Raw genomic sequence first — 16626 nt, 5'->3', positions numbered from 1 at the left:
GTAGATCCTAGACACCCGCATGTCATTCTGAGCTTTTGCGAAAAATCCCCTGGCTGAATTGCTGCTATAGGAGTTCCTACGGCCTACGGCCTCAGTCGGCTCCGTTAGCCAAATCGCCCTATATGTGGCGGGCGGCCTGCTTCTGGACTTCGCGACATTTGACCTTCCATCAATTTCAATATATAGTTCTTCGGATTCGCTTTTAGCTCATCTCGAAGATGGCAAATGTAATTTGCCACCCAAGATGAAGGGACTGGGGATAGGTCAAGAAGGATGACAATGTGGAAGGATTAGTGTCGCGTTCGCTCCCTCGAGGATGACAGTGTATAGGCGGCTAGTTTTCCCTAGAGACAGCGGTTTGCTTTTTTTACAAATGACAAAAAAATACGTTCCAATTAAAAATGCAACGTAAAATTTGCGTTTCATTTTGCGTTGCATTTTTGGAACGATAATGCCTTTCGTTTATTTAGATTCTACTTTTATATTTTGTACCTCTGCCGATACCCACTACTTCTATTGCTCCAATCTCACGTAGTTCATTGAGAATTCTTATTGTCTTTGTTTTATTATAGCCTGTGATTTTTTCTAGCTCAAGCCTTGATTTTTCATCAGATTTTTCTAAAATTCTTAGTATTTCTTGGCCCTCTTGTGAAAAATCTTCCATATTAATACTCTTTAATATCGGCAATACAACCGTTACGAAATTCTCGCTAATCACAAACGAAGGAATAGAAGTACTATTTTCATAAGCTTCTTTAATCCTAAAAATACCAGTACCTAATTTATCAATGTATTTCAATCTAAAAAATATATTCGAAATAATGGGATTTCTAGGAGAGGACACCCTACTATTGAGATATTCATATTCACTGATATTATTAGGGAGACCACCAGGTGATGTAATTTCTATTCTATCATCATAAAAACTAATGCTAATATATTCATCCCTGTCCCATTTTCTGTGTACTAAAGCATTAGCTAATGCTTCCCTAAAAGCTTTAAGAGGTATTTTTTCAATAGTATTTCTTTGCTTACCTTCTATAACCTCGGGGTTATAGTATTGTTTGTAATATTCCACAGTCATATTGAATGCTTCTAGAATAGAAATGCCTTTAATGGTTTTTCTAAACTCTATGTCGCTAATACTATCACCAAATTTTGCCAAATCGATAATGTTAAAATTATTGGAGTCTGATATTAAAAGACCAGCGACATTATATCCATTCTTATCATCATAGAGATCAAAAGTTTTTAAAATATCAAGTCCTGGATTGCTTATATTAATTTGACTCATTACTTCAGAATTAAAATAATTGAAGCTTAAATTTTGCTCCTTACTAGCTAATTGCTCATAATCCAAATTTTTTCCAAATAGTATAAGTTCACTAAGTTCATCTCTATCCACCTCTACATCAGAGGAGTCGCTTCTTTTATAAGCTTTATTATGATAATAGTAAGGCTTGTTTTCCCCTTCAAAAACAGTCAAAATTATACTAGAATTCTCAAAGTCAATATCGATTTTAAACTCTGGTCTAGGTTTGATACTATCATTAATTTTGTTTTCAATAGCTAGCTTGGCCCCATCTAAATCATCCATACCAACAGCATTGCCCTCATTGTCCAAACCAAATATTATCCTACCATCATTATAATTGGCAAATGATGAAACAGTCTTAAGGAACTTATCAGTAAGCTTTGATTTTAATTCATAATTATATACTTCCATAACTTCTCCTTAGTCATATCATAGAATATAAAGTAAAAAAATGCAACGTAAAATTTGCGTTTCATTTTACGTTGCATTTTTGGAACGATAATGCGTATTAAATCATTAGTGTAAACACTATACCCCTGTCATTCTGAGAGTCAGCGAAGAATCCCCTGGCTAATCGTAACTTTGTGAGATCCTTCGGCCTACGGCCTCGAGGATGACAAAGAGGAGGCGGATGGCTAGTTTTCCCTCTAGGATGACAATCAAAGATTTGGTGTGTTGCTCACTCTCCTCTTATAACAATTAATTTTTTCGCATTATTCCTTTTATCCCATAGCTCTCCTCCACACGTCTCCCCTTTTATCCCTTTTCTTTTCTTCTTATTGCCCTTTATCCAATTAAACTTTTTCTTCTTTTTCTTATACCATAATTGTGTCGACAAATTTAATAAGCGGCCGCTTTGAAAGGTTTTATTATGCAAATTACACTAGCCAATTCAAAGCAAATTATTGATTCTTATATGCCACTTTTAATATCAATGGCAAGGAAGTTTCCTTCTTTTGATTATGATGAGGACATTGACCAGACTAGTATGATTCTTGTGGAGTGTATTCCTGCCTATGATGAAAGCAAGGGGACTTTTGGGAATTTCTTGAAAAATCAACTTCGCTACCACTATTTAGACAGGGCAAAGAAACAAAATCCCCAAAGTCTGGATGATTTCGACCAGAATGGCAATCCTATAGTTGATACCATCCCCGATGATTATGATTTTGAAGTTCATATTCTTGAAAATTACAAGGACCTCTATCTTGCCATAGGAAAGCTCAGCCAAAAAGACCAGGAAATTATAAGACTAAAGTATTGGGAGGACTTGTCCAATGCGGAAATAGGTCATATATTAAATATTTCTTCCAAAACTGTATCAAACAGGCACAGCTTAAGCCTTAAGAAGCTCAAAGTTTTGATGGAAAGATAAAAAAACAAGCACTTGAGGGGCTTATCCCCTTTAGTGCTTGTTAAAAACTCTATATTCTAGAATTATTTCTTGTACCTTGCAGATCTTCTTCTATTTTTGTCATTTTGGTAAATGCCAAAATATGCTAATGCTGTAAGCATAACTGCTGTACCTATGATTGCAAAGCCTGTAAATACTCCGTTGCCACCTGTTAGTGGGTAGGTAGATTTCTTGTTTTCTATAGGTATTGGTAGTTTTGGTGCACCAAGATTTGTGAAAGTGTAGGAGTGGTCAACTTTTTCGTTGCCCTTTGTTCCTATATTGAAGGTCCTATCTTCACTTATCTTGTCTTCTCCATCTCCTATTACAAGATTAGATGTTATATCTAATGTTGTATCAAGAGCTAGAGTTGAATACATTGATAATTCAATGGTATTTTCTGATTCGAATGAATCACCAGTTTTGTTTTCCAATTCTTTTACTAATTCATAAAGGTTAATAGTTATCTTACCCTCATTATTAGTATAGTCAGTTGACTCAAGAGTGTAAGTCTTAGTATCAGAGCTTTGGTTATTCTTATTTACTAATTTTGCACTAATAGTTATTCCATCACTTGTCAAATTATTCTTCGCTTTGAAATCATTATCATAAGGCAATCCTGACAATGTGATTGTTGACTTATCCTTCACATAAGTGATTTTTTCATGATCAGAGTTGAACTTCATGGTTATATCTGTTGCATAAACGTCATTTAGCATATTATTAACAGATGTCCAACTCTTTGTCTTAGATACATCCATTTCTGTCTTGTATCTGTCAGCTTGGACTTTACCATCCTTTACTACAAATTCTTTTACATAGTCTCTTGGAGCTATATAGCCTTTAGGAGCTTTAGCTTCCTTAATAGCGTAGTAGCCTTGTTCGGTAAAGTTAAACTTAACTAATCCATCTTCTCCTGTAGTGAATTTCTCAACTTCAGTATAGCCTGTAGGTGCAGTTTCGTCAGCTTTTAGGACTATCTTATTTCCTGAAGCATCTTGGTATAATTTTAGTTTTTCCTTAGAGTAATCATCTGATTCTTGGGCTTTATACCAAATTTCAAATTCTGCTCCTTCAAGTGCTTTAGTGTTGTCATCTGCATCTACTTTCTTAAACTCAATTTCATAAGTTTTACTGTTGACTATATAGTTTGTAGATCCACTTATATCTTGGGTTGTTGTAGATTTTCCGTCGACAGATGTTACTTCTTTAGTTATTTTACCGTTCTTATCTACTTCAAATTCCATTATTGGGTTTGTAGCCATCTTATAGCCTTCTGGTGCTGAAGTTTCTGTGAGCTTATATTTGCCTGGCTTTAACTTAGTAAGTTTTAGTACACCATCTTTGTCTGTATCTCTTTCACTTCCTTGAGACCAAGTAGAACTATTTGGCGCTAGGTAATCAAGTCTAAACTTAGCTCCAGCAAGGGCCTTACCATTTTGGTCAACCTTCTTAAAGGTAATCTTATTTTCTGGGTTGAATGCTTGGATTTCTAGTGTGGTTTCGGCTGTCGATTCGTTTTTGAAGTAACGGATTGAGTCATGTCTTTCGGCATGAGTAGGCGTGTAGCCTTGGTTAAATTTATATAAAGTACCAAAACCAGTATACTCTGATTTATCTTTGTCTCCAACCCTACCTGTGACCTTTACTATATATGAGTCGCCTCGTCCAATTCCGTCATTGAAATGAACTGGAGCATAGTATCCTCTATTTAGCCATTGATAACGAACTGCATTTTCAAATGGATATAGATTGTTGCTTGATTCATTTACTGCAAATGAATCTGGCATAGTAGAGCTTAGTTGCCAATTATTGTTATAAACCTTAGCTACATCAATTTTTAGATCATCTATTCTTTGGCCTGATTCGTATCTAAACTCAATCGGACCATATGAGAAGTCTTTTAGCTTGTTGATGTAGTAGTAGTGTAAGAATTCGCCAGTTTTTGGATCGTATTTTACAATCTTGGAAGTGATATTAATCGTGTTTCCAAAGTGGTCTGCTTGTCGACCGTAGTCTTGGTCATAGACTACATTTACATTCTTATACTGGTTTTTATCATTTTCTGATATTCTGAATCCTACATTTTTATTTGCATTTGACTTAACCTTATATAGGTCTACAAAGGCAGTGAGTTTGTTTGAAAACGTTACTAGAGTATAAGTTTTTGCATAATCTGTGAAGGTGTAAGTTATAGTTCTAGCATTTCTATTGTAATCAGCTTTTGCTATTGTACCTACTCCTGGAGCGATTATGTCCAGATTTTCTATCTCATATTCAAAGATACCGTTAAGGTCAATATCTTCGCTCATCTTTAGGGTAAAGAAGTCGCCAGGGTTAATCTTTGTATTAGGTGCTAATACGAATTTGTTTTCAAATTCTATACTTTCTCCTAAATGTGGATGAACTTCATTGTTTTGTGTTGTTATCTCTGTGCTTGTTTTAGCATCTGGATTTAGGACAGAAGCTTTTATTGTTTGTAGAGTAATCTTATCAGATAAATCTACACCTGTTCTTGCAATTGGTCCTGAATACGGGTCTAGACCTTCACCACCGATAGAAAAGTGCCAGATTTGGTTATTGTTTTCGTAACCGTCTGGAGACTTTGTTTCTACAAGTCTGTAGTTACCTATTTGAAGCTTGTCAAATTTTAGGGTTCCTTCTGTTCCTATAGTACCAGTTTTTCTATCGCCATTTGTAAGATTTATTAACGTAAACTCTGCACCTGGTAAAAGATTAGAGGCTTTTAGTTCATTTCCATTTTGGTCAAATTTCTTAATGGTTACTTCACCTTCACCTGGTTTTTCGTTGATGATCTTACCCATGTTTTTAGCTGTGGCGCTGGTTACGTAGTCTATTAGTTTACCTTCTTCTGTTGTAGTTGATTTTTCTGGTACGTATTGGTAAACTCCGTTGGCCTTGTCGTACTCTAGGGAGATATATCCACTCTTGCCTTCTACTACTCTTGTGTGGCCAATCTTATAATCTTGTTTGTCTCCTGGAATGCTTAGGTCTTTAAGTGGTACTTTCTTTGTATTATCATTTGGATCGATAATTTCAGCTTTTTCTATATCTATTTTGTCAGAGTCAACTGTGCTTATTGCTACAGTTTTTGTTTTATCAGCTGGGTCAACCATTGTTAAGTTCTTAAGCTCATAAACTGTCTTATTACCTGGGAACTTAACTTGGATAGATTTTATATCTACTTCTTTACCAGTTAATGGGTGAATTATCTTACCAGAGTTTGTGGCTATAGTTTCTACTGTGAAGTAAAGTAGTGGATCTTTGATTGGTACATATCCTTCTGGAGCCTTCACTTCTAGCAGTCTATAACGACCTGGTTTAAGTCCTCTAAATCCGAAGTAACCGTTAAATGCTGATGCAACATATGATCCTGGTACATCTTCAAATGTTATACCATTGTCTTCTTGAAGCTTGAATATAGCACCTTCAAGTCTCTTCTTTGTAACTTCTTCTCCATCTATTTTGTAATCTGGATTATCTCTACCGTGTTTTGAGAATGTGATGTTATAAGTTTCTTCTTCATTTGTCAAGGTCAAACCATCTTGTGGCACTCCCTTCATCTCATCTGATGAATAAAGAGAGCTTATATCAACTCTTGTTGAAATACTTGTTTTTGTTCCTTGATCTAATGATGGATATATACGTCCACCTTTTTTGCCTAACCATAGTGGGTACTTGTCATTAGGATTTTCCCTTTTTAGTCCAGCTTCAGTTGGCACATCCTGGCCTTGTGCATTTTTGCCAACATAGCCTAGATGGACATTTCCAAGTAGGTAAGCATCATTTATATCTGTACCTTTAGTCCATGTTAGATTTCCACTTTTATCTTTAATTCTTTGTTGGAATTTTCTTTCTCCATCATAGAAGTCTATATTAAGGTCAAGTTTTCCTTGATCAGCTTCAGGGATAGTATTTTTCTTTTGCTTGCTATCATATCCAGTGATTATAGCATCATCATAGAAGCCTTCTATATCTATAAAGTAGACTCCCTTGTCAAGGTTTAGTAAGTCTTCATCAAATCCCCAGTCAAATGGTCTCCACCTTGCGGTGTTTTTCATTGTAACATTTGGTTTTGATAGGTCGTAGTATCTTAAGACATTGTCTATTTCAGTGTCTTCCACTCCACCTGTTATCTTGTAGGTAGTTCTATAGGCAGTTTTCACACCTTCTACTATTGTATCTGGAGATTTTGCACCATTTTTATCTGGTACATAATCTATTTCATCCCTCTTATATTTAGGAGTGATTTGAACGTTGAGCTTTCCGTTACCTGTATAGTTTCTAGTATCAATATAGACTCTTTGACATAAGTCTTAGATTCTGGGTTGATATAGGTTAGTCTTGACTTATACTTAATACCATTATTTGTTTTTTGAAGTTCAGTACTGTTATTTGACTGTGCTTTTGCCTTGTCTGATGTTAAAAGTCCATTTGCAGTATCTTCTGGTCCAGAATATTTTGCCTTAAGCTGACCAGCTTCTTCATAGACTTCTAGCTTCCAAGGTGCTTGAGCCTTCTTATAACCTTCTGGTGCTTTGGTTTCTGTTATTATATAGTGTCCCTTTGGTAGACTTACAACATTACCATTTTCGTCTTTAAATTGTACAAGGCCATTTTCATCAGATGTGCCTGTTGCTTTTGTGAACTTACCATCTAATTCCTTATAAGTGTTATCTTTATATTTTACGATAGTAAATTCTGCATCAGGAAGTCTTCTGTTGAGGTTATTTACCTTAAATACAGTAAATTCAAGACCTGTTTGCTTGTTGGTGATTGGGTAACCCTCGTCTTTAATCAAAATGGCTCCTGCAGGAGGTTTGATTTCCTCTTGTTTTTTCTTAAATGTAGCAGATAATGTTACATTTGCTGCTGGCATGGTGAATTTATAATTCCCACTAGCATCAGCTGATAGAGCCTTACCATTTATTGTTACAGAATCTATTTCATATCCATCATCTGGTGTCACTGTTAACTTAACTTCTGTACCTGCTGTTGCAGAATTTGTGCTAGGTATTAATGTACCATTTTCTAGTTTACTAACTGTAATAGTATAGGTTTCAGGTGCTTTATTCTTCCATTGAGCTTTTATAGTGATGTCATTATCTACTATTATGCTTTCTCCAGGTTGTTTTATACTTGATCCTACTATCCATCCAGCAAACTCCTTGCCTTCTGGAGCTATGAATGGATTACCTGGTAGCATATAAGATGACCCTTTATCAACTTTTTCTGGAGCCTTTTGGTAAGTTCCTCCATTTCCATCAAAGCTAATAGTAACTTGAGCATCTTTCCAGATAGCTGTAACTTCTATATCAGCATTTACAGTGATTGTATCTTGAGGAGCTTTTTCTTCTCCATTAACTGACCAAGCCTTAAATTCTTTTCCACTAGGTGGGGTGAATTTATTTTCTGGTAGGGTGAATGTTTGTCCCTCTTCTACTTGTTGAGAGTCCATAGTTCCATTTCCACCGTTAGCAGCGAAACTTACTGTATAATTTTGAACTTTGCCTTTAATACCTGATTCGTTCTCGTAGGAATCTGTTATCCATGCCTTATTATCAAAAGTAGCAACTGTATTGTTGTTGTAATTACTACCTAAACCTATGCCATAAGCCGGATTGTAAGGTGCTTCTATTTTTACAGTTAGAGTTCCCTTTATGGTTGCAGGTATTTTATTACTTACAATTCTGTATTTTTTATTATTTACAACTTTATTATTGAATATTATCTTACTTGTAACATCAGTTCCGTCAGCCTGATATATCTTAATAGTAATATCTTCTTTTTTGAGGTCGTAAGATTCTGGTTGTCTATGAATTTGAATCTCTCTAGTTTTTGAGCCATATTCAGATTCTAGGAATGTGAACTCTTGTCTAAATCTCTTAGTATCTTTATTGATTTCTGTAATCTTTGTACTTCCAAATTTAGCTTTAGATAAATCAGTTGTCTTTCTACCACTAGACCTATCTGGGTCAACTTCCATCCAACCATCATCTGCCATCTGAGCTGCTGGAACTCTTTCATCAGATATTTCTAGTCCATCATTTGCCTTAGTACTTTGTAGTCTTCTTGCTGCAAGTCTGTTGGTTGATGATGTTTCTTCATCAGCTTTTATATAAGCCTTGCCCTCGTTGGTTATGATAACTTGCCATTTTTTGTCAGCTTTTTCATAGCCTGGTGCTGGCTCTGTTTCTTCTAGTTCATACTTACCTGGTTTTAAGCCATTAAAGGAAATCATACCATCAGATCCTGTGGTCATTTCTCTTTCTTCTGTGCTAGGATCTGGGCCTATTAGTTTGAATTTTGCTCCAGGGATAAGTGTTTCAGTTGCTCCTTCTTTTACCTTTTTAATCTTAAAACCATAAGTCTTTGGTTCGTTTGTGACGTCAAGGGAGTTTTCTCCTATATATGAACCTTTGATGGATCCAACTTCTGAAGCGACTGTATCTCCTAATACTATCTCTGATACTCTTTCATAGTAGTCGGACTTCCAGTAGGTTATACCATTTTCTCTCCAGTCCATGCCTGTACCTACGCCACCATTTTCGTCTTTGTAAGGTATCTTGACATCTATTACTATAGGCTTATTAGTTTCTGGTATTTGTAATTTTAGTCTGGTTTCGTTATAGTGTGATGTGGAATCAGACTGTGCTGTTTGCTTTACATCAGCTGTGATATCAGTAACAGTATAATCAGCAAGTCTTAGGTCGGATATTAGACCTGTCACTTTGCCATCAGTATCTGCACCTTTTTTAGGCTCTAAAGTAAATACTTTGTAGTCTTCACCATTATACCAATCCATATTTGGATAGTTTGGTTTTTCTCTGTGGATTGTAGCTGAAGTTACTCCATCTATACCTTTTGTTTGTATCGCTTCTGGGTTGATTACATATCTCTGGATGACATATTTCTTATTTTTGTTTATAGCAATTATTCTTGTACCCATGTGCTCAGCTTCGGTACTGTTACCTGCCCATCCAGTATTTCTGTTGTCAAAAGATTCCCAGCCAATTTGTTTTCTGTCTTTTACATTGACCCAACGTGTTCCTTCTTCACCAAGAAGAGACTTTTCGTCAGCAGATGTCCTTGATGAGTAGTTATAAACTTTTTTAACAAGCTTGCCTTTGTCATCTTTAGAAATAACTAAAACCCATTTTTGGTCCAGCTTGTTATATCCATCTGGAGCCTCAGTTTCTTCTATAATATAGGTTCCTTCACTTAGGTTTGCTTTAAATTCTACTAAACCATTTGCATCTGAAGTGACTGTAGCAATAGGATTAGTTTCACCTTGTTTTGTAATGGTGAAGGTTGCTCCTTTAAGTGGCTTGCCGTCTTCACCTTTCTTGAATACTTGGAAGTTTTCTCCAATTTTTCTATTTGTTACTGGTATGTTAATTACATTTGTATTATTTCCAGTATAGATATCTCCAGAGCCTGTAACTGATGTCTCTTCGATTCTTACAGAGCCATCATTTGATACTATAACTTCCCATTTTTCCTTTGAGCCAGTGTAGCCTTTTGGAGCTTGTGATTCTCTTAGTGTGTATCTGCCTGGCTCTAGATTTTTAAATTCTACAAATCCATTAGTGTCAGATGATCTGTAGATGGTATTGCCAGATGCATCTGTCAGGGTGAATACTGCTCCTTGTAGGGCTTTGCCAGTATTGTCTTCAGTCTTTGTGATTTTAAACTGTCCTGGTGTGAACTTTCTATTTATGATACCAACTATTTCTTTGTAGAATTTTGGTATTTCTTGGCCCGTTTGGTCAGCGTTTCCGTAGTTCTTGTTAGGTCCAGTTACAAAGGTTGATCTAAGGACAGTATTTTGACCCATATAGAAGGCTCTCCAGTTCTCATTAAATTTCTTAATGTCTGGAATCTTAAATGTTTGCTCTATTACATAGCCTTCTTTTTCGCCAGATATTTTAGGCATTGTCATCTTTAGTGGAGCATCGTATTGTAGAGTAGAGTCACTTTTAATTTCTTTTGGATTATATTCTAAATAAACATCGTTACTTGATGCTGATTTAAAAGAACCTGGATCTATATTTGTTTCAAATACCTTTCTGTAAGTGCTTGGATCTTGTTCAGGTCTTATACCCATGGATAGAGGCATGACTGCGCTTACTTCTTCTGTTATATCTTTAGTACCATTGTTATACGTCGCATTTGTCAACCTTTTATCTGTTCTATATACCTTAACATTATCCAATTGGAAGGCTGGTAAGTTACCATTAGCATTCCATTCGTGTTGGATTTTGTCTTTTTGGTAATTAGTAGACATCCAGTTGAAATTGATGTTCTTCGCCCCACCTGAATAAAGACCATATGGATTGTAATATGCAAAGGCCTTTACATACCACTGACCATTTTCATCTTGGTATACATCTCTAAAGTAATATGCTTGAGAAGGTGGTGATGAAAGAGGTTTGTGATTATAATCTCTTTTAGCGTCGTATTCTCCAAAATATGCATCTACGTCGATTGTCTCTGTTTGGTTACTATTTGGATCAGTAACTGTAACTCCCGGTGCAACAACGTTGGTAATTTTATATTTGCCGTGAGTCTTTGCATAGAATTTGTTTGGAATCATACCAACCAGGTTAAGGCTTACAGTAGTCTCACCTTTTGCTGCATTTTCTGTAAATACATATGTTAGAAGATTTGTATTGCGGTCAAAGTATGGTTTTGCTATGACTTTGCCATCTTTATAAAGGTCTGGGAACTCTGTAAAGTATTGGGTAAAGTCTAGGTTTTTATCAAATTGGATTTCAAACCTTGCTCCTGGACCTGCAATATTTAGTCTTGCATCTAATTTATATTTTAATGATTCTAGTTCATAGGCTTCCCATATTCCTTGGAACCTACCTATACCAGAGTCCTTTACATCCATATGTTGGTGAATTTCAAGCACTTCTGCTTTTGCATCTGAGCTTGTTGCCTCACCCTTTTCTATAAAGTAATCTTGGCCCGGAACTGGTGTACCAGATGATGTTTTGAACTTAGCAGTATAGGTTACTTCGCCTTTTTCATTTACTTTTACTTCAAAGTAAACATCGGATTTTTCGTAGCCTGCTGGTGCAGTTTGTTCTTCTAGGTAGTAGGTTCCTGGAGGGAATTCTCCGAAATCCACTTTTCCTTCTTTTTTAGTATAGGCAGTTGTTATAGGCTTTCCATTTGCATCCTTTAGAACAAATTCTGCGCCTGGAAGTTTTATTTTGTTGCCCTCGCTATCTAAGCTATCTGCAAATTTTGCTACTTCTATTGAGCTTTTCTTGAAGGCCTCGTTGGTAATGGTTATGGTTGGGTGTCCATTTTCTTCATTATTGGTGCTTACTGTTACAGCTTCTTGTATTTTGGAGTTGGTAGCTGTATCTTTGTCTGCTAACCAATCATAGGTTAGGGTAATTGGGTTCTTATCTGTTCCCACTTTTGCATTAACCTTAACTAGGAAACCCCAATCATCACCAAAGCGTTTTGCTGGAATAGATATGCTATAGCCTGTTTTTCCAGTATATGGATCAGTAGAATTTGGAGTTCCAGTAATAACACCGTTTTTATTAGTCTTTCCAATTACATTATCAAAAATTATGGCTTTATCCATGGTTTGATCTTGCATTTGAATTGTGTAATACTCTCTATACTCTGGGTCTAGATCGTGAACAGTTACATTAGCATTTGTTAGATCTACTCCTGGGATAGATATATTAAATCTAGTATCTTTATCTGTCCTGCCACCTAGTCTTGGTGCGAATGGTTTTAGGTAGACATAGAATTCTAAATTTCCTTGATCATCAAGTTTGCCATAATGCATGGTGTTCATAAAGTCTGGCCAGCTTGGATAGTCAGAGTGTTCTACTATTGCCGTTTTGCCAGATCCTGCTGATAGCTTTGCATTGCCACCATAGACTGTTATCTGTCCATTATCTGATATTTCTATAGTTTTTTGATTCTGATCTATTTTGTATCCATCAGGAGCTTTTGTTTCTGTTAGATAATATCTACCTGGTTTGATGTTTCTAAATGTTGCTTCACCATTAGCATCTGTTGTTATACTTACATTAGCTCCAAGAAGGTCAAAACTTGCTCCAGTAATTCTTTTTTCTGGATCCTTGCTATCTACTTTGATAACTGTAAAGGTAGCTGGCTTTTTGTCTGTATCTTCTTCTAAAGAGTTTTGAATATAGTGTACTCTTGTGTCTGGTCTATAATAGTTAGCATTCTCACTGTACTTGTACTCTTTGCCATTTATTGTTCCTTTTCCTTGTGGGAAAGTTTGGCTTATTGTATGGTCTCTAAAGCTTGCATTTCCATTGTTATCTATATCCCAATACTTTACACCTGGAACTGTGATAATTCTTTGCTTGCCAGTTTCATCAGAAACAACTGGACCTTCTTTTACTTTTGTTTCTGACTTGTTTCCATCTTTGTCTGTAACTGTGATGGTTTGTGATGGCATCTTTTGACCGTCTGGTAGGTTCCAGTTTTGGTCTACTGTGACATCTTGGTATCTAGAGATAGACACTCCACCAAGGGTTTGTGGGTCTTTTTGATCTTCGCCTATAGCACCTGTGTATTCATAAACTGCTATGGTTCCTACTGGTTTACTTCCATTTGCACCAGTATCGTCATTAACCATCATCCCAGAAGATGGATCTATTTTGTAAGCTGCAGTTTGTCCCATAGAACCAGTTTGATCACCTTGAAGTTGTCTGTTTTCTAATGGTAATGTAACATCTTTATCGCCAGTTGAAACTGCATCTGTTACAGTCCATTTGGCTGTTGATTCATTTGCAAATTCACCAAGGATGGTAGTCCTGTTGTTCATGCCTACACGACTTGGTGTTTTTTCTCTTACCTTTTCTATTGGCCAACCTTCGTTTACTACAATTCTCTTTGCACCAACTTTTCCTTTTTCAGTAAGGATGATAGAAATATCCATCATATACTTTTCTTGTGGAGTTTCTTCTACTGGTGTGTAGAGATTGTAGGTAACTTCCCTAATGCCTGCTTGGTCTACTTTATGGTGTTTTGAGTCATTAATTCCAAAAGCACCATCAAGTTGGTCTGTTAGACCTAGAGATTTATTTCTATCTTCTATTTTTTCAAGGCCTGATCCTTTAACTGTTGTAAAGTTTGCCTTGTAACCTAAATCAAATAAGTCGGTATCTGAGGTTACTTTTATTGTCCAATTGAAACCTAAAAGTTTACCATCTTTTATCACTGGTGTAGCATTGGCGTCTGTATACACCCTGTATGGATCCATATCGACTTCTATTAATTCAGCTACTTCTTTTTTTTCAGGTTCAATGATTGTTGCTGCTAGGTTGCCATTTCTATCTACTCTTTGTGGTAGTAGGCTTTTAGGATCTGTAACTCCAAGTCCAGATACCTTATTAACAACAACAAATTCACCATTTTCATCTAGTTCAATTTTATTTGTCTTATAATCCACAGGGATATCTAATGGTATTTGTAGCTTTTCTTTAATATCATTTAAGATTTCATACTTTATTATATTATTAGCCTCATCGTAAGATGGTTTAGCTATCTCAGTATTGCCATTGTAAATTGACTTTAATTCCTTAGGGTTCTTAACTGTTAACTTGTCATCAAGATGAATATTAAAATATTGACCTTTTTTGATTGGACCATTTACTGTTGATGTATCAAACCTTGTCAAGACATGGAACTTTTTACCGTCTAGTTTTAGCTCAGATGCTGCAAAAATATGTGGTCTGAAATTTGTCTCAGAGTCTTTTGCAATGAGTGCTTTGATGGCATCGCCATTGTCTTCCATAAGCTTAACTTGTTCTTCTCTTGAAAGTTGGTAGTTTTCTTCGAAGCTATTCAATAGTCCTTGGATTTCTTCTAGAGACTTGCCTTCTGCAAGTGCTGCTTTTAGTTCTTGGTCAGCTTTTTGTAAGTTGGACTGGCCGAAGATTCCCTTGATGCCTTCTGAAATATTGCCTATTAGAGATCTATCGTCTTCTTGTGGCTTTTTGCTTGCTTCTTTGGCTTGGTTTAGGCTCTTATCGAAGCTTTCTAGGGCGTTATCTTTGATTTTGTCTTCTGGGGTTCTGAAGTCTTCTGTTGTTTCTGTTTCTACATTGCCATTTTCAGCATTTGAAGTTTCTTCTGTGTCAGCTTCTGTTGTTTCTGTCACAGGTTTTTCTTCTGTTGCTTGTTCTTCAGCTTCATCTTTTCCATAGACTTCTGCTAGTAATTGGTCCTCGTCAATATTTGCTACCTTGTAGGTCTCTTGGTTGAGTCCTGCTATGAGTCCTTGTACTATTTCTGCAAATTCTTCTTTTGAAAGGTCTTTTGCTTGTGATTTGAGATTTGCTAGGAATTCTTCGTAGGTCATCTCATCCTTATTATAAGCGTTGAAAAGAGAGCTAATGTTATTGATTGTGATTTCAACGACTGGATTTAGCTTCTCATTATTTTTAAAATTGTTGATGACACTATCTCTGTTGAGGTTGATTGCAGATTTTGTTTCTTCTGTATCGTCTTCACTAACTAGAGAATGATCAATTACAGCTTCGTTTGTTTCTGGGTCTATTGGTATAATTTTCTCTTCACTAGTACCCTTTGATTCTTCTGTTTTTGAAGTTTCTTCTGGCAGAGGATCTGCGTCGTCTTCTTCTGGTCTTTCTTCTGTCTTTTCTTCTTTATATATAGGGTTTGGAATTTTGGTTTGATTTAGAGAGTATTCTTTTTTATTTTCTGTAACTTTTGTCTTTAGTTCTACTTTGGCAATGAAACCTAGTGGGATTTGAAGTTTGAGACTTTCAGTAAATGGAATTTCTTTTGTGAAGTCTTCTTTTAATGTATATCCCTTTTCATTAGCTTGGTAGAATTCAACTTTGATTTGTGAGTCTGTGGCATCTTGGCCTTCATCAAGCTTGATGTCAGTTGTGAATTCTTTGTCATCATCTGCGTGGATAAAGTCAGTCCAAGTAATCTCTCCTGGATTTTCTCCTAGCAAATTTGAACTTCCTTCTTTATATATAGCTTTGACTTGGTGGGTTGGATTTTCTTTTTCTTTTAGAGTCTCGATGGTATCTTCTCCATCTTCGCCTACCACTTCCATTTTGTCTATGCTTAGGGCATACCTATCTTGATATAAATTAGCACCTGCTTCTGCTACGTTGATATCAAGGTCCATGCTAGGAGTTTTCTCGTCTATTTTTCCTAGTGCTTCTTCTGATAATTGTGCGCTCAAGTAATAGACCAAATCCGCCTTATCTGTTGTGACTCCTAGAGTCTCAAAGGCATCGTTGTTGTATAGGATAGATGGTCTTTGTTCTTGATATTTGATTTCTGCATGTGAATTATCACTATGTATTTGACTTATTTTTTCTATTTTCAAGTCTTTTAGGTCAGTATTTTTGCTTATAGCAAAACTTGTAGTGATCTTGTCCTTGGATTCTTCATCCTTTGGATGGACCTTGATCATGTATTCAATTTGTCCAGTAGTTTTGGATAATCTTGCATATTTTTCTATTAGATACTTGTCCGTTTCCTTCTTTGTAATTTCTGTTTCTAATAGAGTTTGGTCTGTGACTTCATTGTCATCTTGACTTGTAGTATCAGTCTGAGCTAGTCCCATAATACTAGCAGAAGCCTTGTAATATTTCGTATTGTCCAAGCTCATGGCAAATAGGTTGGTTGGAAATACTAGGATAAAAGCTAAACACATTGAAAACGCTTTTATCATAAAGTTTTTAATGTTCCTTTTCATAATTCCCTCTCCCAAATATTTTTCCATTAATTTTAATATTTTCTAAAATTAGAAATCCCAAATAGGGCTAACCTTAGCCCTTTGTTAGCATCATTATATCAAATTAAAGTAATTTTGTATATATAATGTAGAAAAAATTTCCCAATA

General features: G+C 35.9%; 4 protein-coding genes. 1 reads left to right on the top strand and 3 read right to left on the bottom strand.

From position 1 onward, the window contains the following. Window positions 1–466: 466 nt before the first annotated feature. On the bottom strand, window positions 467–1726 hold the full coding sequence (locus QNH69_RS04855) for an ATP-binding protein (RefSeq protein ID WP_282929450.1): 1260 nt from the start codon (window positions 1724–1726) through the stop codon (window positions 467–469). Between the two features lie 460 nt (window positions 1727–2186). Here QNH69_RS04855 and QNH69_RS04850 point away from each other — a divergent pair, with 460 nt between their 5' ends. Further along, the gene (locus QNH69_RS04850; RefSeq protein ID WP_282929449.1) at window positions 2187–2690 is read left to right on the top strand and encodes a sigma-70 family RNA polymerase sigma factor; all 504 of its coding nucleotides are present in this window, start codon (window positions 2187–2189) and stop codon (window positions 2688–2690) included. A 62-nt stretch (window positions 2691–2752) separates the two neighbouring features. On the opposite strand, the gene QNH69_RS04845 is transcribed toward QNH69_RS04850, so the two are convergent. Beyond that, complete coding sequence (locus QNH69_RS04845) at window positions 2753–6895, bottom strand: SpaA isopeptide-forming pilin-related protein (RefSeq protein WP_282929448.1); 4143 nt, start codon at window positions 6893–6895, stop codon at window positions 2753–2755. 53 nt (window positions 6896–6948) lie between these two features. Beyond that, window positions 6949–16479 carry a SpaA isopeptide-forming pilin-related protein gene (locus tag QNH69_RS04840; protein ID WP_282929447.1) on the bottom strand — a complete coding sequence of 3177 codons (9531 nt, stop codon included), beginning with the start codon at window positions 16477–16479 and terminating at the stop codon, window positions 6949–6951. Window positions 16480–16626 lie beyond the last annotated feature (147 nt).

This window comes from Anaerococcus sp. Marseille-Q7828, assembly GCF_949769285.1.
Taxonomy (GTDB): domain Bacteria; phylum Bacillota; class Clostridia; order Tissierellales; family Peptoniphilaceae; genus Anaerococcus.
Note: the sequence above shows the minus strand (reverse complement) of the source record. Positions and strands in the feature narration are given on the sequence as shown.

Excerpts from the sequence above, each read along its gene's own strand:
- QNH69_RS04855 (WP_282929450.1), bottom strand. The coding sequence starts at position 1,726 with ATGGAAGTATATAATTATGAATTAAAATCAAAGCTTACTGATAAGTTC.
- QNH69_RS04850 (WP_282929449.1), top strand. The coding sequence starts at position 2,187 with ATGCAAATTACACTAGCCAATTCAAAGCAAATTATTGATTCTTATATG.
- QNH69_RS04840 (WP_282929447.1), bottom strand. The coding sequence starts at position 16,479 with ATGAAAAGGAACATTAAAAACTTTATGATAAAAGCGTTTTCAATGTGT.